Origin of the sequence: Paraburkholderia elongata (assembly GCF_013177735.1) — a bacterium.
GTDB lineage: Bacteria > Pseudomonadota > Gammaproteobacteria > Burkholderiales > Burkholderiaceae > Paraburkholderia > Paraburkholderia elongata.
The window spans coordinates 1-21,729 of record NZ_WOEZ01000144.1; the positions used below are offsets into that span (position 1 = coordinate 1).

19 protein-coding genes are annotated in these 21,729 nt (G+C 62.3%); 7 read left to right on the forward strand and 12 right to left on the reverse strand.

What is annotated here, in order from left to right; all coding sequences use genetic code 11:
* Positions 1–86: 86 nt before the first annotated feature.
* The 10 genes from GNZ13_RS26185 to GNZ13_RS26230 form a co-directional block, all read right to left on the reverse strand.
* Positions 87–623 (reverse strand): PAAR domain-containing protein, encoded by a 537-nt coding sequence (locus GNZ13_RS26185; RefSeq protein ID WP_172169878.1) that lies wholly within the window; start codon positions 621–623, stop codon positions 87–89.
* On the reverse strand, positions 616–999 hold the full coding sequence (locus GNZ13_RS26190; RefSeq protein ID WP_172169881.1) for a PAAR domain-containing protein: 384 nt from the start codon (positions 997–999) through the stop codon (positions 616–618). Before GNZ13_RS26190 ends, GNZ13_RS26185 begins: the two co-directional genes overlap by 8 nt.
* A 283-nt stretch (positions 1,000–1,282) precedes the next feature.
* Positions 1,283–1,615 carry a hypothetical protein gene (locus GNZ13_RS52705; protein ID WP_236002195.1) on the reverse strand — a complete coding sequence of 111 codons (333 nt, stop codon included), beginning with the start codon at positions 1,613–1,615 and terminating at the stop codon, positions 1,283–1,285.
* 118 nt (positions 1,616–1,733) lie between these two features.
* Positions 1,734–3,323, reverse strand: coding sequence for an OprD family outer membrane porin (locus GNZ13_RS26200; RefSeq protein WP_172169884.1), 1,590 nt, complete (start codon positions 3,321–3,323; stop codon positions 1,734–1,736).
* A 153-nt stretch (positions 3,324–3,476) separates the two neighbouring features.
* On the reverse strand, positions 3,477–4,514 hold the full coding sequence (locus GNZ13_RS26205; RefSeq protein WP_172169887.1) for an ABC transporter ATP-binding protein: 1,038 nt from the start codon (positions 4,512–4,514) through the stop codon (positions 3,477–3,479).
* Positions 4,511–5,506, reverse strand: a complete 996-nt coding sequence (locus GNZ13_RS26210) for an ABC transporter ATP-binding protein (RefSeq protein WP_172169890.1) — start codon at positions 5,504–5,506, stop codon at positions 4,511–4,513. Before GNZ13_RS26210 ends, GNZ13_RS26205 begins: the two co-directional genes overlap by 4 nt.
* A 1-nt stretch (position 5,507) precedes the next feature.
* Positions 5,508–6,422: an ABC transporter permease gene (locus GNZ13_RS26215; RefSeq protein WP_216675026.1), complete on the reverse strand. Its 915-nt coding sequence runs from the start codon at positions 6,420–6,422 to the stop codon at positions 5,508–5,510.
* 3 nt (positions 6,423–6,425) lie between these two features.
* Entirely contained in the window at positions 6,426–7,364 is a 939-nt protein-coding gene (locus GNZ13_RS26220; protein ID WP_172169893.1) for an ABC transporter permease subunit, read from the reverse strand.
* A 16-nt stretch (positions 7,365–7,380) separates the two neighbouring features.
* Entirely contained in the window at positions 7,381–8,997 is a 1,617-nt protein-coding gene (locus GNZ13_RS26225) for a peptide ABC transporter substrate-binding protein (RefSeq protein ID WP_172169896.1), read from the reverse strand.
* 181 nt (positions 8,998–9,178) lie between these two features.
* Entirely contained in the window at positions 9,179–9,751 is a 573-nt protein-coding gene (locus GNZ13_RS26230) for a cupin domain-containing protein (protein WP_172169899.1), read from the reverse strand.
* A gap of 958 nt (positions 9,752–10,709) precedes the next feature.
* Between GNZ13_RS26230 and GNZ13_RS26235 the strand changes: the two genes are divergently transcribed.
* Positions 10,710–12,251 carry a peptide MFS transporter gene (locus GNZ13_RS26235; protein ID WP_172169938.1) on the forward strand — a complete coding sequence of 514 codons (1,542 nt, stop codon included), beginning with the start codon at positions 10,710–10,712 and terminating at the stop codon, positions 12,249–12,251.
* Between the two features lie 203 nt (positions 12,252–12,454).
* On the opposite strand, the gene GNZ13_RS26240 is transcribed toward GNZ13_RS26235, so the two are convergent.
* Positions 12,455–12,892 carry a carboxymuconolactone decarboxylase family protein gene (locus GNZ13_RS26240; RefSeq protein WP_172169902.1) on the reverse strand — a complete coding sequence of 146 codons (438 nt, stop codon included), beginning with the start codon at positions 12,890–12,892 and terminating at the stop codon, positions 12,455–12,457.
* Positions 12,893–13,005: 113 nt separating this feature from the next.
* Here GNZ13_RS26240 and pdxR point away from each other — a divergent pair, with 113 nt between their 5' ends.
* The 6 genes from pdxR to GNZ13_RS26270 all read left to right on the forward strand — a co-directional run bounded on the left by pdxR (position 13,006) and on the right by GNZ13_RS26270 (position 20,139).
* The gene (pdxR, locus tag GNZ13_RS26245; RefSeq protein ID WP_172169905.1) at positions 13,006–14,484 is read left to right on the forward strand and encodes a MocR-like pyridoxine biosynthesis transcription factor PdxR; all 1,479 of its coding nucleotides are present in this window, start codon (positions 13,006–13,008) and stop codon (positions 14,482–14,484) included.
* Positions 14,485–14,783: 299 nt separating this feature from the next.
* Entirely contained in the window at positions 14,784–15,236 is a 453-nt protein-coding gene (locus GNZ13_RS26250; RefSeq protein WP_028198339.1) for an HU family DNA-binding protein, read from the forward strand.
* 410 nt (positions 15,237–15,646) lie between these two features.
* Positions 15,647–17,056 (forward strand): circularly permuted type 2 ATP-grasp protein, encoded by a 1,410-nt coding sequence (locus tag GNZ13_RS26255; RefSeq protein ID WP_172169908.1) that lies wholly within the window; start codon positions 15,647–15,649, stop codon positions 17,054–17,056.
* A 205-nt stretch (positions 17,057–17,261) separates the two neighbouring features.
* Complete coding sequence (locus GNZ13_RS26260; RefSeq protein ID WP_172169911.1) at positions 17,262–18,212, forward strand: alpha-E domain-containing protein; 951 nt, start codon at positions 17,262–17,264, stop codon at positions 18,210–18,212.
* A 12-nt stretch (positions 18,213–18,224) separates the two neighbouring features.
* Complete coding sequence (locus tag GNZ13_RS26265) at positions 18,225–19,052, forward strand: transglutaminase family protein (protein WP_172169914.1); 828 nt, start codon at positions 18,225–18,227, stop codon at positions 19,050–19,052.
* 214 nt (positions 19,053–19,266) lie between these two features.
* Positions 19,267–20,139, forward strand: coding sequence for a proteasome-type protease (locus tag GNZ13_RS26270; protein WP_172169917.1), 873 nt, complete (start codon positions 19,267–19,269; stop codon positions 20,137–20,139).
* Positions 20,140–20,417: 278 nt separating this feature from the next.
* On the opposite strand, the gene GNZ13_RS26275 is transcribed toward GNZ13_RS26270, so the two are convergent.
* Positions 20,418–21,593, reverse strand: a complete 1,176-nt coding sequence (locus GNZ13_RS26275; RefSeq protein WP_172169920.1) for a porin — start codon at positions 21,591–21,593, stop codon at positions 20,418–20,420.
* Between the last annotated feature and the right edge of the window lie 136 nt (positions 21,594–21,729).

The following is a 21,729-nucleotide window of genomic DNA, read 5'->3' on the forward strand; positions in this document are numbered from 1 at the left end:
GAACCCTGCTGCTTCATGCTTGCAATGGTCATGCGCTCTTCAGGCTGAAGCTGTTGATACGTTCTTCTTTTTTGCATGTGCGCACCTTACACGAGGAAGGTGTTGCACTTCAAATTTGATCGCGCCGAGCCGCCATCACGGCCTTCAACGGTGGGCGTTTTGCCTTCGGGCGTCGTCGTGACTTCCTGAATTTCGCCAGCCGGGTTTTGAACGTGAACGAGGGCTCCCGCAATAGGACTGCCATCCTGATCGAGCAGCTGGAAATGCCGGTCGTATGCTTGTAGAACTGCCGACTCATTGGCTGGGCTCACTTTTGAGGCGCTGCTCGGCCCCGCCGAGCCGTGGTCCGAATTGAGAAAATATCCAGGGTTGCTACCGACGATTACCCGATTCTTTCCGCACGGACAGAGTACCGAATCACCGTCAACAACAACGTTGCGCCCCTTGTCGGATATTCCCTTGCCGGTTCCAAAGATCCTGTGGATTCCCTTGCAGTTGTTGCACGTCGCCACGTCGCCATCCAGTGCAAGCTTTTTGCCGTGGTCGGTATACCCCGTTGAGGAACCCATGACACGACCGCCCGTTGTCGTCGGGTCACCGTCCCGTACCGCCGCCTTACGCATGGTTATGCCCTCTGTCCGCGTCAGTACTCAGGGGCGGCATATAGGCAGAATCAAAAAGGCCCGGAATGAGTTCGCCGTCGCGAAGCGATATGCCGTGGCCGTCCTGCGATGTCTGTGTGATCGCGTCGCCGTTGCTCAGACGGGAACCGACCAGCGCGAGCGGCCCGTCATCGTAGACTACGGAGGCACCCGCGCCATCAATGGCTACCACCTCACTGCCGTCCTCGTAGGTCGCCTTGTCACAGACGCGGGCCAAGTTCAACCCGTCAACCGCTAACCTGCAGCTTACCTGCGTGACGCGTCCGCCGCGCTCAGTGCGCGACCCGAGGGTGGCAAAAAGGTACGTGGTTTCGTCTTTCTGCTGTTCCGGCATCATGGAGTCTCCTGTCTGAATGGGATAGCGCAGCCGATGCTCCGCGCCAAACAGTCAGCGCGCCGTCATCGCCTGCGGGGATTGCGCACCCTGTCCGGATACACAAACCCAGCCAGCACTCTCGATAGGCAGAAAGAAGAAGTGAATCAGACAAGTTCGAAAAGCGGGGCAGCTACTCGAAGGGCATCTCGTTTTTTTGATGCGGCGCAAGCACCACTGCTGCCGTTTTTGGGGCGGGAGATTCACGCCTGCCGCCCAAGGTCGCGAAACCCGCACAGCAGGTCATTCACGCGCAGTCACCGTTTGCGTCAATACTGCGAGTATGTCGGCGAGCGCGTCCTCGAACAGACCAAAAAATGGAAACCTGGGCAACAGTTGAGAGATCGGAGAACTGCTCCGCCACTTCTCCCAGACTCAGCAGCCCCGCCAGCGCGTGCAATTGATCGACGCGGATAACAGCGGTGTCAGGCATCTCGGCATTCAGTTGCGGAGAGGGGCGTAAAAAATCAGCCATGACGCCCCTCCATTGCGCTGTGACACGCTTCGACAAAAGCGAGTACGGCAACGCGCTCCCGTTGTTGACCTGCTGCGGCCCGTTCGCAATGTTGGCCTGCTTCACGAACGCCACCGGGCGCGGGTTCTTTATTTTCGCGAGCGCTTCGAGCGTTGCGCGGTATCGCGCCTGCGCTTTCAGTGCGAGACGCGCGTAGGTGTCAAAGCAGCGGGACCCCTCCGCTTTAGAACACCTTCTCCGGCACATTCACCACCAACCGGTACTCCATATTGTTGCCATCGGAGTAATAGCGCGAGGCGTTGTGCCACATCGCGATGAACGTGACCTTCGTGTCCTTGAAGCGGCCGCTTTGCAACGTATAGCTCGGAATGAAGCCGAACTCGTGATGGTGGCCGTGCACCGGTTCGCCGTTCTTCCAGTACAGGTTGTGCAGCGGCGCCGACGCCGAAGCATTATCCGCGGCACCTGCCGAGGCATCCGCACCCCAGCCATACTCGCCCCAGAACATCGCCTTGAGCCCCGGCACGCCGGCGTATTTGCCGTCGAACGTGTAGCGCAATTGCAGCGACTGCTCATGCGGCGCGTTGTAGTCGACGTCCATCGAGTTGGTCAGGTAGATACCGTTGGTTTCGTTGGCATAGTCGAAGAACTGGTCGCCGAGCACCTGCTGGTAACCGAGCAGCAGCGCGTGCGGGCCGTGCTGTGCGGAGACCGACAGGCTGTACGCGTTGCTGTTGATATGCCCTTGGCGGGACGCACCGGTGTCGTGCGTCGAATAGATGTTCGCGAGACCGCTCCACTTGATCGTGGCCGGGTCGCCGAACGACTGCGCCACCGAGCCGTAGTACTGACGCCAGACGTCGTCCGCCTGGTCGACATACAGCGCCATTTCGCCGTTCTTGGCGTAGTGCCACGTGCCGCCTACGTAGGTCAGGCGGTCGATGCGCGTGCCGCCGTACGAGGTGGTCAGGTTAGTCAGGTTCGTGTGGCCGCGTGCGTCGACTTTAGTGAAACTGCCGGCCTCCAGCGTCGTATGATCCAGATCGTTGCTGACCATCGAGACACCGAGGAAAGTCGGCGGCAACGCGCGATTGTCGTGCGGTTCGAGGAACGGGTTGGTGACGATCTGCAGACCGTACTTCACGACCGTTTCCGAAATGCGCCCCTTGATGTCATACATGCCGGGGTAAGCCCACGCGAGCTGTTGCGAGCCGCCGCCGTCCTTGCCCACGTGCACCATGTTGCCGGCGCCGTTGCCGCCGTCGAGCTTGAGCGCGGCGAACAGTGACGCGTCGACGCCGAAGCCGACCAGGCCTTGCGTGAAGCCTGACTGATAGTTGGCTTGCGCGCCCTGAATCCACGCGTGGCGATAGATCGCGGTGGGCGCCTGGAAGTAATCGGAGTAGTTGCGGAACTGGAGGTTCAGATGACTATCGGCGATAAAGCCCTTGCTCGCCGCCTGGCTCGACAGTGGCGTGGGCGGCGTGACCGTCTGGTCGGCTTCCGCGTTGACGACGGCGTTGGTGGTGTCGGGTTGATCGTTGCGCACCTGGCTGCCCTGGTCCGCTCTGCGCTTGCCGGATGTGTCGGCTTGCGAAGTTTGCGAGGCGGGCGTTGCTTGCAACCGTTGCGTAGGAGAGGAAAACGTTTGCGCGAGTGTTTGAGTTTTCGTCGTATCGGAAGTGGGCTCCAATACGACGTCGTCGGCGTAGGCACTCGCGCTGATGGTCAGCGCGGGCAGCGTGAATGCACAGTAAAAGAAGGTGGCTGCACTGGTTTTTTTTGACAGCTTTTTTGTTCGGTTATCTTTCATGTAGTACGTCTCTGTTATTTTGGCGGATCTTTGGCTGGCGCTTAGCCAGTCCACGTTCATCGCTCGTCCCGCTGATGGCAGGACGAACGAATCCAACGGCGCGACGGCCCGCCGCGCCGGGGAATACGGTTTTAAATTTCCAGGCTGTTTTCTTTAGCGGTCACTCACGCGAATGCACGCGACGCGTGTCGCGCTCGCACCGTGCGTGACAGGCTGCGGAATCTCGCTGGCGCAGGCCTCGATCGCATCCGGGCAGCGCGTGCGAAACGCGCAACCGGAGGGTGGGCTGAGCGGCGACGCAATCTCGCCGCGCAACAGCAGATGACGGCGTGCGCGTTCAACCACCGGATCGGGCACCGGCACCGCCGACAGCAACGCGCGCGTGTAGGGATGACGCGGCGTGCCATATACGTCGCGCTTGTCGCCGAACTCCATCACACGACCCAGATACATCACCAGCACGCGGTGGCTGATCGCCTTGACGACCGCGAGATCGTGCGCGACGAACAGCAGTGACAGCGACAACTCGCGCTGCAGATCGCGCAACAGGTTGACGATTTGCGCCTGAATCGAGACGTCGAGCGCCGACACCGGCTCGTCGCAGATCACCAGTTGCGGTTCACCGATCAACGCGCGCGCAATGCCGACGCGCTGACACTGGCCGCCGGAAAACTCATGCGGATAGCGGCGCAGATGCTGTGCGTTGAGGCCGACGCGTTCGAGCATCGTCAGAACGCGCCGTTGCACGTCGGTGCGGGCGATGTCCTGGCCATGGGTGAGCAAGGGTTCGGCGACGATCTGTTCGATCGTCATGCGCGGATCGAGCGAGGCGAGCGGGTCCTGGAAAATCATCTGCACGTCGCGCCGCAGGCGCGAGGTATCGCGGCGCGCGTCCGGCAGCACGGTTTCCTGGTCGAGCCAGCGCACACTGCCGCTCGCCACCGGCGCGAGGCCGATGATGGCGCGTGCAAGCGTGGACTTGCCACAGCCCGATTCGCCGACGAGGCCCACGGTTTCGCCGCGCCGCACGTTGAACGACACGCCGTCCACCGCGCGCAGCGTCGCTTTGCCGGACCACGGAAAGCCGCCGCGCGGCACGCCGAATTGCACCTTGAGATTGTCGACTGACAACAGCGTTGCCGGACCTTGACCCTGGCCTTGGCCGAGGCTTGCAATGGAAGTGGCGTTCATACGTGTTGTACCTCCATGATTTCCTGCACCGGCCGGTGGCATGCGCGCAACGCGTCGGCAGCCGCAGGCGACGCCGTGAGCGCAGGCCGCGACTCGCGGCACCGATCGCTGCAATACGCGCAGCGCGGCGCGAATGCGCAACCCTCGCCGACTTCACCGGGCAACGGCGGGTTGCCGGGAATGGTTTGCAGCGGACGGTCATCGTCGTCGGTCAGGCGCGGCAGCGCGTTCAGCAGGCCGATCGTGTACGGATGCGTCGGCGCGGCGAACAGCGTGGCGGCGTTCGCCTGCTCGACGGTCTGGCCGGCGTACATCACCATTACGTCGTCGCACAAGCCGGCCACGACGCCCATGTCGTGCGTGATCAGAATGATCGCGGTGCCGCGTTCGCGATTCAGTTCGCGCAGCAATTCGATGATCTGCGCCTGCACGGTCACGTCGAGCGCGGTGGTCGGCTCATCGGCGATCAGGATTTCCGGCTCGGAGAGGAGAGCCATCGCGATCATCACGCGTTGCCGCATGCCGCCGGAGAACTCGTGCGGATACATGTTGATGCGCCGCGCGGCATCGGGAATGCGCACCGTTTCGAGCGTTTCGATGGCACGGCGGCGCGCTTCGCGGCGCGACATCTTGCGATGCAGTTGCAGCGTCTCGGTCATCTGCCGTTCGATCGTCAGGAACGGGTTGAGCGAGGTCATCGGGTCCTGAAAGATCATGCCGATGCGGTCGCCGCGAATTTTGTTCAACTCGGCTTCGTTCATCGTCAGCAGGTTTTCGCCGCGATAGGTCGCGGTGCCGGACACCTTGCCGTTGCCGGCCAGCAGGCCGAGTAGCGCCATCACCGTCTGGCTTTTGCCCGAGCCCGATTCCCCGACAATGCCGAGCGTGCGGCCCGCTTCGAGCGAAAACGACACGCGCTGCACCGCGTCGACGGGTGCGCCCTCGCGGCGCGTAAAGCGCACGCTCAGATCTTTGACTTCGAGTAGCGGCATGTCAGCGGTCCTTCGGATCGAATGCGTCGCGCAGACCGTCGCCGACGAAATTCACGCAATACAAGGTGACGCACAGCATCACCGCCGGGCACAGCAACAGCCACGGCATCGATTCGAGCTTCTGCGCGCCGTCCTGAATCAGCACGCCCCAGCTCGTCATGGGTTCCTGCACGCCGAGACCGAGGAACGACAGCACGGATTCGGTCAGCACGATGTTGGGCACCGTCACGCTGGCATACACCACTACCACGCCGAGCAGATTCGGCACGATGTGGCGCGCGATGATCGAAGGCGAACTGACGCCGATTGCTCGGGCGGCGTCGATGAATTCGCGCGAGCGCAGCGACAGCGTCTGGCCGCGCACCACGCGCGCCATGTCGAGCCACGAGAACGCGCTGATCGTCAGCACGACCAGATAGAACGCGCGGCCGAACATCGTCATCATCAGGATTGCGATCAGCATGTAGGGGATCGCGTACATCATGTCGACGATGCGCATCATCACCGCATCGACGCGGCCGCCCAGATAGCCGGCAGTGGCGCCATACGCCACGCCGATCAGCCCCGACACCAGCGTGCCGAGCAGGCCCACTTCCAGCGACACGCGTCCGCCTTGCAGCGTGCGCGCGAGCAGGTCGCGGCCGAGCTCGTCGGTGCCGAACCAGTGCATGTTTTGCAGCGTCGGTGCGAGGCTGATCGCGCTCCAGTCGCTGTCGATCGGATTGTTCGGCAGAAACCACGGACCGGCCACGCAGGCAATCACGATCAACAGCAAGATGACGAAGCCGGAAAACGCCGCGCGATTGCGCACGAAGCGCAGCGCGGCGGTGGCGAGCGGCCCGCGTGAACGCGGTGCCCTTGCGATGGCCGCGAGCGGATCGAGCGCCGCGGCAGTCGATTGAATTGAGCGGGGCATGGATCAGTACCGGATGCGCGGATCGAGCCAGGCGTACGCCAGATCGACCAGCAGATTGAACAGGACGGCGACCGCGGTGGTCAGCACGACGAGGCCGAGCACGAGGGTGTAGTCGCGGTTGATCGCGCCGTTGACGACCAGTTGGCCGAGGCCGGGCAGGGCGAACACCGATTCGGTGACCACCGCCGCCGTGATCGACGAGATGCAGATCGAGCCAAGCAGCGACACCACCGGCATCAGCGCGGGCTTCAACGCATGGCGCAACACGATCGTGCGTCCCGGCAGGCCCTTGGCGCGCGCGGTGCGGATGAAATTGCCCGACAGTACTTCGATCATGCTGCCGCGCATCACGCGAGCGATCGCGGCGACGTTGATGATGGTGAGCAGCACGATCGGCAGCACGCGATAGCGCCACTCGCCTTCGCCCCAGCCACCGGCCGGCAGCCAGCCGTGGCCTTCGGAGGTCTTCAGCAGGATCGCGAAGATCCACACCAGCACCGGACCCAGCACGAACGGCGGCACCACGTTGCCGATATTGCCGAGCACCATGACCAGGTGATCGATGAAACGGTCGCGCCGCACGGCGGCCAGCGTGCCGAGCGTGACGCCGATCACGACCGCGATCGGCACCGATACGCCGCCCACGCCGAGACTCACCGGCAACGCCTTCCACACCAGATCGTTGACTGACCAGTCGGCGTAGCGGAACGACGGACCGAGATCGCCGCGCAGCAGCGAGCCGAGGTAGTGGAGGTACTGCAGCCACAGCGGCTCGTCGAGGTGATACTTGGCGTTGAGGTTCGCGAGCACGGCCGCCGACAGGTGTTTCTCCGTGTCGAACGGCCCGCCGGGGGTGAGGTGCAGCAACAGATAGCACGCGGTGATCACGGCGAGAATCGTCGGGATCGCCCAGAGCGTGCGGCGCAGCGTGTAAGCCAGCATGACGGTGCTCCCGCGCTTAGTGCTTGATCAGATACATGTCTTGCGTGGCGCGCTGGTCGACGTAATTGGTCGACGTGTAGCCGCCGACATACGACTTGACCAGCCGGTCCGCCGAGTACTGGAAGAGCGATACCAGCGGGTAGTCGTTCATGGCCAGATCGTGCGCCTGCGTGAGCAGGGCGGTGCGCTTCGCGTCGTCCAGTTGCTGGTTGCCTTCATCGACCAGCTTGTCGACTTGCGGGTTGCAGTAGCGCTGATCGTTCTGCACGCTGTTGCAGCGTATCAGATCGAAAAACGAGTTGGCGTCGTTGTAGTCGACAAACCAGCCGTCGCGCGAGGCCTGCACCTTACCGTCGTGGCGTTGCTTGAGCAGTACCTTGTATTCGACGTTTTCGAGCTTGGCGCTCACGCCGAGCTTGGTGCGCCATTCCGACGTGGCAAACAGCGCGACCTTCTTGTGCAGGTCGTTGGTGTTGTAGGTGAGCGTGAACGTCAGCGGCTTCGCGTCCGAAAAGCCTGCGGCCTTCAGCAGGTTGCGCGCGTAATCGACGCGCTTGGCCATCGGCCAGCTTGCCCAGTCAGGCGTGAAGACGTTCGCGCCTTCCGTGCCCTTGGCGATCAGGCCGTACATCGGCACCTCGCCGTCGGCCGTTAGACGCTTGGTCAGCAGGTCGCGGTCCAGCACCATTGCCAGCGCCTGGCGCACGCGCTTGTCCTTGAATGCCGGGTCGTCGTTGTTCAGGCTGTAGTAGTAAGTGGCGATCTGCAGACCGGTTTTCAGCTCGGAGCCGAACTGTTTGCTGACCTGGGTATAGATGCCCGACGGAATCGAATACGTGTAGTCGAACTGACCGGCCTGATACATGCGCATTGCCGTTTCGTCGTTTTCGATCGGCAGATAGGTCACTTTCGTGATCACGACCTTGCTGGCGTTCCAGTACGTGCTGCTTTTGGACGCCACCAGCCGGTTGCTCGGCTGCCAGTCGGTCAGCGTATACGGGCCGTTACCGACGAAGTTGCCCGGCCGGGTCCAGTCGCCGCCGAATTTGGTGATGGTCGCGCGGTTGACCGGGGCCATGGCCGGCATGGCGGTCAGTTGCGGGAAGAAGGCGGCGGGTACTTCAGTGGTGACTTCCAGCGTGTACGGATCGATGGCGCGTGCGGCGAGACTCGTCAACGGCGCTTTGCCGGCGAGAATCGCCTTGGCGTTCTTCACGAACTCGATCAGTATCGTGTACTTCGAACCGGTCTTCGGATCGAGCACGCGTTGCCATGCGTAGATGAAGTCAGCCGCCGTGACCGGCTGGCCATTGCTCCAGCGCGCATCGTGGCGCAGCTTGAAAACCCACGTTTGCGGCCCGGTGCGCGTCCACGATTGCGCGACGCCCGGCACGATCGCGCCGGCCGCGTCGATGCGCGTCAGGCCCTCGAACAGGTCGAGCGCGATCGTGTCGCCGGTCCAGGATTCGATGTGCGCGGGATCGAGCGATTCGGTTTCGGCCGGCACCTGGCGGGTGAGTTCCTGGCTGGCGGCGAGCGTGACGCCCGCGGGCACCGTGACGGCGAAGGCGGAGGGCTGAAACGTAAGGACGAGCGCGGTCAGCGCCGTCGCGTAGACGAACGGGGTTTTCATCGGTTGAGATCGCAGGAAAGGTCGAGAGAAGAACGCGCTGGCGCCGGGGCGCCCGGTTATCTGCGGTGCTCGGGCCGGGGCGGCCCTTGTTGCCCGTGTTGGTTGCGCGACATGCAGGATTCCTTACATTTCGTAATGCAGGCAAACCCTGGCCGGATCAACCGGAAAAGGTGCCTGCTTTTTAGAACAGTCTCGGTGTGCCCACCCAGACGACCACCGACTCGATACGAGCGGTATTCGCCCAGCTATGCGGCACCGTCGATTCGTAATGCGCGCTGTCTCCCGCGTGCAACACAAACATCTTGCCTTCCAGCGTCAACGACACTTCGCCGCTGATCACATACATAAACTCTTCACCGGCATGCGTGGTGACTTCCGAGCGCTTTTGCCCGGGCGGCATCCTCACAAGGATCGCTTCGAGCTGACGGCCGCCCGTCGGATTGGTCAACCGTGCAAACAGATTGGCCGAGTCTGCAAAACCGAAAAACTTCAACTGATCGCCGCGGCACATCGAGCGATCTTCGCTTGGTGTGTCGACGAAATACTGCATCGTCACCCCGAGTGCGTGGGCAATCCCGGCCAGCGAAGTGATGGACGGCGATGCCAAACCGCGTTCGATTTGCGACAAAAACGGTTTGGAAATACCCGCCGCTGTTGCCGTTTCATCCAGCGTGCGCTTAAGCCGTTGCCGCAGCGCGCGGATCTTGCTGCCAAGTTCGAGGGCCGGGTTGTTCTTTTGAATTGTCGTGACCATAGCAGGAGGAAATTAGCCCGTCAAAATTTGTTTGATATAAGTAAATATGGTTTGATTGCGGTCCAGGCCGGGGGTGGCGGGCCATTCAGCGCCCGGTCGTGCAAGGGGCCGCATTTTCGAGACAACGCTCTATGTTGCCAGAACCGAAATCCGCGCCAGCCGTTTTGACCGGTGTTCGACGAGAAACTGAACGCAGATGCGGTAAGGACTGCAGTGTGCACAAGGGTCTCCAAATTGATGCAGGTTGAGTGTCAGGAGACGTTAAAGGCATGACATCAAAGACTATTTTGAATCACACACGACTGCTCAACGAAGGAATATGGCGTGTAAAAACAGGTAATTGGCGTGGCATCAGTGAATTCCCTGAGTGACGAATTGTGGTTCTGTTTGCAGAATCTGCCCCGCTTGGCGGTTGGGCGCGCGTGTTCGTATCACACGCGACGCCGGCCGCTGTTTTTCATTCCACGCGCAGCGATCCTGCGCGGCGGAGCATTGTCCGGCACGTTCCATCCGAACGCTGGCCGGCATGAGGACATGACTATCACTGCCGATTTTTCCTGCCGCGGGCTTAGCGCCCGCCGCCCGGCGCGGCCGCTACCTGCCGCTCGCCGGGTCGCCGGCCTTCGGATCGCCGGCCGCTGGACAGCTGACCTCCGGACAGCCGGCCCCCGGATCCCCGTTTCCCGCGATGCTTTATCATTGAGCCTGTTCCGCCTGCCGGATCACGAGCCCGATGTGGCGCAGCGTACCGCGTGGCGGGCCTCTATCCCATCCCCTGGTTTTTCTGCTGGTATTGACGCTTTAGCGTCCAGATGAGCGTGTCGATGCGCGCGCCACTGGCTACGCACATGCGTGCGCCGTGTCGCGCCCGGTTCGCCGACCGTTTTTCCAGATCCAGTTTTTCGCGGCGCGTGGCAAGCCCACGCGCCGCCGCAACCGTAAGAACAAGAGGTACATGATGAATTCGTCCAATCCCCCCGGCGCACCGGTCTCGCAGACCCGGTCGTTCTCGACGGTCTTTCTGATCGAGATGTGGGAGCGCTTTGGCTACTACGGGATGGCCGCGCTGCTTGTCCTGTTCATGATCGACAAGCTGAACTTCACCGACAGCCACGCCACCCTCACGTGGGGCGCGTTCACGGCGCTGGTGTACGCATCGCCGTCGATCGGCGGCTGGATCGGCGACAAGATTCTCGGCGCGCGCCGCACGATGATCTTCGGCGCCGGCGTGCTGGCCGCCGGCTATCTGATGCTGGCGTTACCTAATGAGCAATTGAACTACATGTACGCGTCGCTCGGCGTGATCGTGGTAGGCAACGGGCTTTTCAAGGCGAATGCCGCGAATCTCGTGCGCCGCATCTACGAAGGCGACGACGCGCGCATCGACAGCGCATTCACGATCTACTACATGGCGGTCAATATCGGCTCGACGGCCTCGATGCTCGCAACGCCGTGGATCAAGGACCATTGGGGCTGGCACACGGCATTCGCGGTCTGCTGCGCAGGCATGCTGCTGTCGGTGCTGAACTACTTCATCATGTTCCGCACGCTCGCACATATCGGCTCCGCGCCGGACGCCGAACCGATCCGCTGGAAACGCGTCGGCGCGGTCGCGCTGGGCGGTATCGTGCTCGGCACGGCAACCATGTTCGTGCTGCAGCACAAGGCGATTGCGGTGGCCTGCGTGTACACGGCGGGCGTCGCGATTCTGGCGATCTTCGGCTACATGCTGGTGAAGTGCGAGCGCTCGGAGCGCTCGGGTCTGGTTGCCGCGCTGATCCTGACCGCGCAGGTGATCCTATTCTTCGTGTTCTACGTGCAGATGTCGACGTCGCTCACGCTGTTCGCGCTGCGCAACGTCGATCCGCGCTTCATGCTGTTCGGCGAGACGCTGTTCACGTGGAGCGCCGCACAGTTCCAGGCGCTCAATCCGATCTGGATCATGCTGCTGAGCCCAGTGCTCGCGCTGCTCTATACGAAGCTCGCGAAGAGCGGCAAGGACGTGCCGGTGGCGGTCAAGTACGCGTTCGGCTTCGCGGTGGTGGCCGCCGGCTTCTTCGTGTACGCGGCGAGCGGCAACTATGCGGTGAACGGGCGCGTATCGTCGTGGTTCATGGTGGGCGGCTACGGCTTGTATTCGCTCGGCGAATTGCTGGTGAGCGGGTTGGGTCTCGCGATGATCGCGCGCTACGTGCCGGCGCGGATGAGCGGTTTCATGATGGGCGCTTACTTTGTGGCAACCGGCGTGTCGCAGTATCTGGGCAGCGTGGTGGCGAACTTCGCGCAGATGCCGGCGGGCAATATGGATCCGCTCGAATCGCTGCCGCTGTACACCAAGCTCTTTAACGGCTTGGGCTGGCTCGCGGCGTTGGGCGCGCTGATCGCGGTGCTGCTGTTGCCGCTGATGCGCAAGCTCTCGCGTGAACATCAGCGTTGCAGCGACGAGGCGCGTGAGAACGCGCGAGAAGCGGCTGCATTGAGCGGCGTGGTGGTGGAGTAATCTGCTGCGACGTGTAAAGCGGCGCCAAGGCGCCGTCTACCGGCTACCGGCCGCAAGAAAGTACGCGGCACCGGCCGTTCGACACCATGCGATTGCCACTCTCGGCAGCGCAACAAAAATGGCGCGCCTCGGATACACGGGCGCGCCATTTTGCGTTTTATGCGCTGCGCTCACTCGGGCGTAATCGTACCTACTCCACGCATTTACTCCGGCATTTTCCGGAACGAAACCGCAATCCGGTTCCAGCCATTGATCGCAATGATCAGCAAGGTCAGGTCGCTAATTTCCTGCTCGGTGAAATGCGGCTTCACCGCTTCCCACACCTCATCCGGCACACGCGTTTGCGCGACCAGCGTGACCGATTCGGTCCATTCGAGCGCCGCGCGCTCGCGCTCGGTGAAGAACGGCGCTTCGCGCCACGCCGCCACCGTTGCCAGCCGCCGCTCCGTTTCGCCGTGCTTGCGCGCGTCCGTCACGTGCATATCGAGGCAGAACGCGCAGCCGTTCAGTTGCGACGCGCGGATCCGCACCAGTTCCGCGAGCGGTTTGTCGATCGTGCTTTTGCCGATGGTTTCTTCGAGCGCGATCATCGCGCGGGTGCCGCTCGGGCTGGCCTTGTAGAAGTCGAGACGGGGTTGCATGAGCTGCTCCTTATCGTAAGTGTCCGCTCCGATGGCGGCGACGGAGGTAAGCTTACGGTCGGCATTGGTCTTTCGGAATAACCATTTCTCGGATATTTGAGGTAACCACTCGGATGGAGATCCATATCGCGGTAGAAGGGCGCCACGATCTGTCCGGACAGATCTACCGGCAGTTGCGTGCCGGCATACTCGAAGGGCGCCTCGCCGGCGGCACGCGCTTGCCGTCCACGCGCGATCTCGCCACGCAATTGGGCGTCTCGCGCAAGACCACGCTCGATGTTTTCGAACGGCTCCTCTCCGAAGGCTATCTGAGCGCTCGCGCCGGTTCGGGCACCTTCGTCGCCGATGGACTGGAGCGTCTGCCGGTGGAGCGCTCGGCGCATGCACTCGCCGCCGAGCCGGCGCGCGAGCGGGCGAAGGCGAAACAGAAAACCGTGGCGCGCGCCCAGCCGCTGTGGGAGCAGATGCCTGAGACTTTGCCGTTGCCTAGGCCCACAGTGGTCTCGCCGCACGATTTCGTCGGTGGCGCGATCGACAAATCGCTGTTCCCCTTCGACGTCTGGCGCCGCTGCGTGAACCACGCCTTGCGTGTGCAAGCGCGCAGTCCGGGCACCTATCGCGACGCGGCCGGCGAGCAGGAATTGCGCCTTGCGATTTCGCGCTACCTGGCGTTCAATCGCGCGGTCACGAGCAACTGGGACGACGTGATCGTCACGCAAGGCGCCCAGCACGCGCTCGATCTGATCGCCCGAATCACATTGGGGCCTGGCGAGATCGCGGCACTCGAAGACCCCGGCTACCCGCCGGCGCGGGCGTGTTTTACGGCAACGGGCGCACGTGTCGTGCCGGTGCCGGTGGACAACGAAGGCCTGATTGTGAGCAAGCTCCCGGACAAGGCGCGGCTCGTCTACGTGACGCCCTCACATCAGTTTCCGCTCGGCATGCCGATGAGTCTGGAGCGGCGCGTCGAGTTGCTCGAATGGGCGCAGAAACGCGGCGCCGTGATCATCGAGGACGACTACGACTGCGAGTACCGTTTCGAAGGCCGGCCGGTGGAGCCGCTGAAAAGTCTCGACCGAGCCGGTCTCGTCGCGTACGTGGGCACGTTTTCGAAGACGATTTTCCCGGAGCTGCGGGTTGGCTATGTGGTGCCGCCCGCGTCGCTTTACGGGCCGCTTTTCAAGGCCCGCCAGATCGCCGACTGGCACGGCTGCACGCTCACGCAAACCGCGCTCGCGACCTTCATGCTCAACGGCGACTTCGCCAAGCACCTGCGGCGCATGCACAAGATCTATGCGGGCCGCCGCGCGATGCTTCTGAAACATCTGCAAGGCGAACTCGCGCCGTGGTTCGATCCGATCGTGCCGACCGCCGGCATTCATATGGCAACGCGGCTGAAGGCGCCGTTGACCGAGGAGGCGGTGGTGAGCGCCGCGCGTGAAGCGTCGATCGGTTTGTATGGACTCGCGCCGTTTTATCAGCGCGTGAAGCCGCAGCCCGGCTTGATGTTTGGCTACGGCAGCATCGCCGTCGAGCATATCGACGCGGCGCTCACCTGGCTCGCCGGCGTCCTGCCGCGCCTCGCGCGCTGACCGCCGATGATCACCGACGATCGCCCGGTGCCGAAAGTGCCTCTATTTATGCATTGAAATGGCTTGTAACGCACGTTACGTGTTCGTGTTGCAGACCCGGGCGTTGCACGCCGACGCACGTTTACCCGCTAAAACAAGGATCAAAATGTGTTGCGCAGTCTGCGCCGCGCAACAAACCTTCGCTGTTATACACAAAAGAGTCGCGCAAATCGCATTAGCGCTTGTAGAATCCGGCGTTGAAGCGTGCACATACCGTGCGCGCTTCGTGCAATTCACTGACCACTACAGGTAGGAGAAACATGCCGACTTCCGCAAAAAAGGTGGCCAAGAAGGCTGCTGCCCCGGTACCGACCAAGAAGGTTGCTGCAAAGAAAGTCCCTGCGAAGAAAGCCGTCGCAGCTAAGAAGGTCGCCGTGAAGGCGTCCAGCGCTCCGTCGCCGATCAAGGACACCTTCACGAAGGCCTCGCTGGCTGCACACGTCGCTGAACGCGCCGCTGTGGAACCGAAGGCCGCCAAGGCCGTGCTGGCCGCGCTCGAAGACACGATCCTCGGCGCCGTGCACAAGAAGGGCGCTGGCGAATTCACGCTGTCGGGTCTTCTGAAGATCGTCGTGCAAGCTGTGCCGGCGAAGAAGAAGCGCTTCGGCAAAGACCCGTTCTCGGGCGAAGAGCGTTGGTTCCCGGCCAAGCCGGCTAGCGTGCGCATCAAGGCACGTCCGCTGAAGAAGCTGAAAGACGCAGCAGCAGGCTGATCGCGCTTCATGCGTTAGCGCGGTTTTTGAGCGTGGGTTTTTAACGGCGCGTTTTTAACCGTCCGCGTTTAACCGTGCGCTTTTAACTGTCGTTAACGTTTGAGCCGACCCGCAGTGCGAGTTGTCCGAATCCCCGTGGATGCGAATCCGCGGGGATTTTTTTATGCGCGCCCGCAGGGGTTTTGCGAACGCACCGCCCGCCACGGTGCCCCGATGCACCGTACTAGCGCATCGTGAGCCGCCGCAGTACGATGGCAGCGAGGCCATGCCGGTCAGGATGCGCTCTTGGCGTGCATGCACCGTGTTTAGCACGCGAAAAGCTCAATGGCATAGCGCTTGCTTGAACGATTGTCGAACACCGAATGCGCAGCGCATTCGCCTTCTATCCGACAACAAGAGCGGGGCGTGACATGCGATGCTATGACGAGATGCGTCATCATGACGATGCCGTGCGGCCACACTACGCGCGCTTTGAGCGGTGGCTGGTGAAGCAGGGCAATGAGGCGATCGCACGCAAGCGTGCGGAAGCCGACCTGCTGTTCCGCCGGGTCGGCATTACCTTCGCGGTGAACGGCGATTTGTCCGGCACCGAGCGGCTGATTCCCTTCGATCTGATTCCGCGCATCATTCCGCGCAGCGAATGGCAGACGCTGGAGGCCGGTTTGCGCCAGCGGGTGCAGGCTCTCAATCTGTTTATCCACGACGTCTATCACGATCGCAACATCGTGCGCGCCGGTATCGTGCCGGCCGAGCAGGTCTATACCAACGCGCAATACCGGCCTGAAATGCAGGGCGTCAATGTGCCGCTCGGTGTTTACGCGCATATCGCCGGGGTCGACGTGGTGCGCGCGGGCGACGAGGGCGACTTCTACGTGCTCGAAGACAACCTGCGGGTGCCGTCGGGCGTGTCCTATATGCTCGAAAACCGCAAGATGATGATGCGGCTTTTCCCCGAGCTGTTCGTGCAGAACCGCATTGCGCCGGTCGCGCATTATCCCGATCTGCTGCTCGACACACTGCGCTCGGTGGCGCCCGAAGGTGTCGACGATCCGGTCGTGGTGGTGCTCACGCCGGGCATGTACAACTCCGCGTATTTCGAGCACACCTTCCTCGCGCAGCAGATGGGTGTCGAACTGGTGGAGGGCAAGGATCTGTTCGTCGACGATAACTATGTGTTCATGCGCACCACGCAGGGGCCGAAGCGCGTCGACGTGATCTACCGCCGCGTCGACGACGATTTTCTCGATCCGCTCGCCTTCCGCAACGATTCGGCGCTGGGCGTGCCGGGTCTGTTGACCGCGTATCGCGCCGGACGTGTAGCGCTTGCGAACGCCATGGGCACCGGTATCGCCGACGACAAATCGATCTACCCGTACGTGCCGGAAATGATCGAGTTTTACCTCGGCGAGAAGCCGATCCTCAACAACGTGCCCACGTTTCAGTGCCGCAAGCCCGACGATCTCGCGTACACGCTCGCGCATTTGCCGGAGCTGGTCGTGAAGGAAGTGCACGGCGCGGGCGGCTACGGGATGCTGGTGGGGCCGGCGTCGACGAAAGCCGAAATCGAATCGTTCCGCGAGCGCCTGATCGCACGGCCCGCGGGTTATATCGCGCAGCCCACGCTGGCGCTCTCCGCGTGTCCGACCTTTGTCGAATCGGGCATCGCGCCGCGCCATATCGACTTGCGGCCTTTCGTGCTGTCCGGCAAGAGCGTGACGATGTGCGCGGGCGGTCTCACGCGCGTGGCGTTGCAGGAGGGCTCGCTCGTCGTCAATTCATCGCAGGGAGGCGGGACTAAAGATACGTGGATGGTCGACTGACGCGGTTGCCAATGCGGTTGCTGGGGTTGCTCATGTAACAGCTGATGCAGCAGCTCGTGTAGCAACTCCAGCTGACATGCAGGCAACCGCGCCCGCAACCTAACGCGCCGGCAGATGAGTCAGACTGTCGCCGGCGCACACGGATAACCAGCGCGGACCTTTTACTTTTGCAAAGGTCTCGCGTCATCAGATACGGAACGCCGTCATGCTAAGCCGAACCGCCGATCACCTCTTCTGGATGGCCCGCTACATGGAGCGCGCGGAGAACACCGCCCGCATGCTCGATATCAACCTGAAGGCCTTGCTGTTGCCGCAAACGCCCGAGCAGGAGGCGCGTGCGCAACGTTCGGTGCTGCGCATTTCCGAACTCGAATCTGCTTTCGCGCAACGCTACGACGAACCGACCCGCGAACATGTGCTCGATTTCATGGTGGCAGACGCGACCAATCCGTCGAGCATTCACTCGTGTTTGCAGGCCGCGCGCGAAAACGCCCGCGCCGTGCGCGGCACCTTGACGACCGAATGGTGGGAAACCATCAACGACACCTGGCTCGAGTTCAACGAACGCGCCTCGTCCGGCCAGGCGTCGAGCAATCCAGGCGCGCTATTCGAGTGGGTGAAGTTCCGCTCGCACCTGTCGCGCGGCGTGACGATCGGCACCGCGTTGCAGGACGATGCGTTCTTCTTCACGCAGCTCGGCACCTTCCTCGAACGCGCCGACAACACCGCGCGGATTCTCGACGTGCGCTTTGCCGACGTCGAGCCGAATTCACGCGATGCCGCGCGCCAGCTCGAAGACTTCTACTACTGGACCTCGATTCTCAGTTCGGTGTCGGCGCTGGAGATTTATCGCAAGGTGTATCGCGATGTCGTCACGCCGGCGCGGGTGGTCGAATTGATGATCCTGAACCAGCAGATGCCGCGCTCGCTGCTCGCATCGCTCGAAGGCGTCTGCACGAATCTGGCGATGCTGCGCACGCCGGGCTCGAACCAGTGCGAACGGTTCGCCGGCAAGCTGCGTGCCGAGCTGGTGTATTCCGACATCCGGCAGATTTTCGAAGCCGGCCTCCACGCCTATCTGACGCAGTTCCTTGCTCGCGTGTTCGAGCTCGGCAATCTGGTTGCGCGTACCTATCTGATGCTGCCAGTCGCCTGACGGAGTTTTTCTATGTACCTGACGATCCGCCACGACACGTCCTATCGCTACGAAGCGACTGTCCATTATTCGATCCAGCAACTGCGTTTGACACCGTCGAGCGGCGCCTCGCAGGTGGTGCGGCGCTGGAGCATCGATGCGCCCGGCAAGCTCGACGCCACCTTCGACGCCTACGGCAACGTGCTGCATACGCTCGTCATCAACAAGCCGCATGGCGAGATTCGTCTGCATGTAGCGGGCGAAGTGGACACGATTCCACTGATCGATGGCCGATTGCCCGACGCCGTCGGCCCGATTCCGCTCGAACATTTCACTTGCTCGACGCGTCTCACGGAGGCCGACGCGGCGATTCGCGAGCTGGCCGAATCGGTGCCGAGCCTCGCGAGCTCGAGCAATCTGATCGAGTTGTCCGAACAGATCCTGCAGCGCGTGAAGTACAACTCCGGCATCACCGAAGTCACCAGCACAGCTGCCCAGGCGCTCGCGCTCGGTAACGGCGTGTGCCAGGACCATGCGCATTTGATGCTGGCCTGCTGCCGCGCGCGCGGCATTCCGGCGCGTTACGTGAGCGGCTACATCGAACCCGGCGACGTCGGCCCCGAAGGAAGTCCCCTTGGGGGAGAGCACGGCGCAAGCCACGCATGGGTCGACGTGTGGCTCGACGGTAAGGGTTGGATTTCCGTCGACGTCACGCACGCCGCGTTTGCCAGCGAGATCTACTGCCGGCTCGCCGTGGCGCGCGACTATGAAGCCGCCGCGCCGGTGCGCGGCCGGCGTATCGGCGGGCTGGAGGAGCAACTGAAGGTGTCCGTCACGGTCAGTGGGCAACAGTCGCAATAGCGGCGCGGGAGGCGGCCAGCAGGGCGTCAGGGCCGCCTTCACGGGGCACCCCCTGCAGGGCGGCTTGCCGGCGGCCTGGCGAGGGGGGTGAATGAGCGTCAGCCCGCATAGCGGTTTAGATTGGGCTCGTGCCCGCCGTAATACGGAGTAAGGCGCAAGCGCGCCGCATTACAATAGCGCCGTTCTGTCGTTTTTTTTGCGGGTACTTTTCCTTATGACTTACTGTGTCGCGATGTCCGTCGACGACGGGCTCGTGTTCCTGTCGGACACGCGCACCAATGCGGGCGTCGATCACATCAGCACCGCGCGCAAGATGTCGGTGTTCGAGCTGCCGGGCGAGCGCATGCTCGTGCTGCTGGGCGCCGGCAATCTGTCGCTCACGCAAGCGGTGCTGCACGAGCTGTCCGAGCCCGCCGATCCTTCGCAGCCCACGCTCTGGAGCGCGCCCACCATGGCCGACGCGGCCCGCGTGATCGGCCGCGCGGTACGCTGCGTGCATCAGCGCGAAGCTGAGGCGTTGCAGGAATTCGGCGTCGACTTCAATTGCAGCTTCATTCTGGGCGGCCAGATCGCGGGCAACCGGCCGCACCTGTTCATGATCTACTCGGCGGGCAATTTCATCGAAGCGTCGGCCGTGAATCCGTATTTCCAGATCGGCGAGGCCAAGTACGGCAAGCCGATCATCGATCGCGTGCTGACGCCTTCCACGCCGCTCGACGAAGCAGCCAAGTGCGCGCTCATTTCGATGGACTCGACGCTGCGTTCGAATCTTTCGGTGGGTCTGCCGCTCGATCTGCTGGTCTACGAGAAAGATTCGCTGCGCGTCACGCGTTTCGTCTCGGTCGATCACGACAATGCGTACTTCGAGATGATTCACCGCACGTGGGGCGAGCGGCTGCGTCAGGTATTCGGCGAGATTCCTGATCCGGACTGGCAGGATTCGCCCAATGTGCCGCTGCAGCAGCGCGAGCGCATGCTGGTGCTGCATCGTGCGCCGGTGGGGGCGGACGGCGTGGAGCATGAACTCGATGCGAAGCCGGCGCAGACGTTGGCGCAGGCGGAGAAGGGAAAGGCTCAGCGGCGCTAGGCAGTTCAGTGTAGATCTACGGGCCGGGAGCATCACACCAAGGTCGTCGCGAGCCTGTTAAGGGCTTGCCGGCGGCCTTTTTCTTTTACTTCACCGGCAGAGTTGATCACGATGGACGTGTAGTGCGCGTGAGGCTATCCATCGATCGGCGGCGTGATTTGCACGTGGCGGGGTTCGCCGCGTGCGCCAGAACCCGCAGACGAAAAAAAACCAGCCACGGGCGCAAGCCCGTGGCTGGTCTTCAACTGCGTGTTGCTTCAGCAGTCCGTCAAGTTCGATTAGAACTTGTGGCGGATGCCCAGGCTGACCAGTTCTTGCGAGCTGGAAGCCGAGTTGTAGCCGTACGAACCGATTGCAGCGCCTGCGTCGACGATGCTCGAGCCGCCAGCCGGGTTTGCCTGACGCTGATTGCCGCTGGCGTGCTGATATGCGCCAACCAGGTAGAAGTCCGTGCGCTTCGACAGGTTGTAGTCGCCGCCCAACGAAACCTGATGGTAGGTTGCGCCCGTGTCGCCGCTAGACTTCGTGTAGATGTAGCCTACGCCCACCAGCATTGCCGGCGTTGCCTGGTAACCCAGGAAAGCGCCACCGACGTTGAACTTCTCGGTCGAACCGAAGCCCGACTGAGCGTCCGGCTTGTATTGCGCGTTGCTGTAGCGCAGGTTGGCCGTGAACGGGCCTGCAACGTACTGCACTGCCACCGAAGCGATGCCGATCGACTTGGCCGTCGAGTAAATCTGGCTGATCTGGTTGTCAAACGTGCCGTCCGACGTGCCGCCCCAACCCGTGCGCGGAACCGTCGAGGACGGGTTGTCGGCGCGGAAGTAGCCTGCAGCAACGCTGAACGGACCCGTTGCGTACGTTGCAGCGCCCGACCACGTTTGACCCGAACCCGTTTTACCAGCCACGCCGCCCAGAGCGTACATGCCTTCGAACTGGAAGCCGCTCCACACCGGCGAGGTGTACTTGACGGCGCTGTTCGTGCGCGAGGTGTTGTCGTTGTTGTCGACGTCGCCCGGCGTAGTGAAGGTGGAGCCGAAGTAGTTGTCAGCCGTCAACGGTTGAACCATATCGACCACCGGATCGTACTGACGACCCAGCGTGACCGTACCCCACTGATCGCCCGTCAGGCCGACATAGGCTTGACGACCGAACATCCTGCCGCCTTGACCCAGTGCGCCGCTGTTGATGTCAAAGCCGTTTTCCAACTGGAAGATTGCCTTCAGGCCACCGCCCAGGTCTTCCGTACCCTTCAAGCCGAAACGCGGGGCTTGCAGGTTGCCACCGACCAAGCCGACTTGATTGGCGTTCTTACCGTTCGCGTCTTTCGTGTTGTGAGCGTACTGGATCGATTCATCGATCAAACCGTACAGGGTGACGCTGTTTTGAGCATGCGCCATGCCGGTGACGCCGAGAAGCGCCAGCGAGAGGGTAGACAGTGCGACTCGTTTCATCCATTTCTCCACGCAGATGATTAGTTTGTTGTTGCGGAAAGGAGAATAGCTCACTGCCTCAACCGGCAAGAACTGGAAAAAAAAGACTGTCTCTAAAAAGTGACAAACGACGCAAAGCCTTGTATTTAAAGCCCGT

What these genes read in the sequence shown, in the direction of transcription:
- GNZ13_RS26185 (WP_172169878.1), bottom strand. Translation starts at nt 623, where the DNA reads ATGCGTAAGGCGGCGGTACGGGACGGTGACCCGACGACAACGGGCGGT.
- GNZ13_RS26190 (WP_172169881.1), bottom strand. Translation starts at nt 999, where the DNA reads ATGATGCCGGAACAGCAGAAAGACGAAACCACGTACCTTTTTGCCACC.
- GNZ13_RS26200 (WP_172169884.1), bottom strand. Translation starts at nt 3,323, where the DNA reads ATGAAAGATAACCGAACAAAAAAGCTGTCAAAAAAAACCAGTGCAGCC.
- GNZ13_RS26205 (WP_172169887.1), bottom strand. Translation starts at nt 4,514, where the DNA reads ATGAACGCCACTTCCATTGCAAGCCTCGGCCAAGGCCAGGGTCAAGGT.
- GNZ13_RS26210 (WP_172169890.1), bottom strand. Translation starts at nt 5,506, where the DNA reads ATGCCGCTACTCGAAGTCAAAGATCTGAGCGTGCGCTTTACGCGCCGC.
- GNZ13_RS26215 (WP_216675026.1), bottom strand. Translation starts at nt 6,422, where the DNA reads ATGCCCCGCTCAATTCAATCGACTGCCGCGGCGCTCGATCCGCTCGCG.
- GNZ13_RS26220 (WP_172169893.1), bottom strand. Translation starts at nt 7,364, where the DNA reads ATGCTGGCTTACACGCTGCGCCGCACGCTCTGGGCGATCCCGACGATT.
- GNZ13_RS26225 (WP_172169896.1), bottom strand. Translation starts at nt 8,997, where the DNA reads ATGAAAACCCCGTTCGTCTACGCGACGGCGCTGACCGCGCTCGTCCTT.
- GNZ13_RS26230 (WP_172169899.1), bottom strand. Translation starts at nt 9,751, where the DNA reads ATGGTCACGACAATTCAAAAGAACAACCCGGCCCTCGAACTTGGCAGC.
- GNZ13_RS26235 (WP_172169938.1), top strand. Translation starts at nt 10,710, where the DNA reads ATGAATTCGTCCAATCCCCCCGGCGCACCGGTCTCGCAGACCCGGTCG.
- GNZ13_RS26240 (WP_172169902.1), bottom strand. Translation starts at nt 12,892, where the DNA reads ATGCAACCCCGTCTCGACTTCTACAAGGCCAGCCCGAGCGGCACCCGC.
- pdxR (WP_172169905.1), top strand. Translation starts at nt 13,006, where the DNA reads ATGGAGATCCATATCGCGGTAGAAGGGCGCCACGATCTGTCCGGACAG.
- GNZ13_RS26250 (WP_028198339.1), top strand. Translation starts at nt 14,784, where the DNA reads ATGCCGACTTCCGCAAAAAAGGTGGCCAAGAAGGCTGCTGCCCCGGTA.
- GNZ13_RS26255 (WP_172169908.1), top strand. Translation starts at nt 15,647, where the DNA reads ATGCGATGCTATGACGAGATGCGTCATCATGACGATGCCGTGCGGCCA.
- GNZ13_RS26260 (WP_172169911.1), top strand. Translation starts at nt 17,262, where the DNA reads ATGCTAAGCCGAACCGCCGATCACCTCTTCTGGATGGCCCGCTACATG.
- GNZ13_RS26265 (WP_172169914.1), top strand. Translation starts at nt 18,225, where the DNA reads ATGTACCTGACGATCCGCCACGACACGTCCTATCGCTACGAAGCGACT.
- GNZ13_RS26270 (WP_172169917.1), top strand. Translation starts at nt 19,267, where the DNA reads ATGACTTACTGTGTCGCGATGTCCGTCGACGACGGGCTCGTGTTCCTG.
- GNZ13_RS26275 (WP_172169920.1), bottom strand. Translation starts at nt 21,593, where the DNA reads ATGAAACGAGTCGCACTGTCTACCCTCTCGCTGGCGCTTCTCGGCGTC.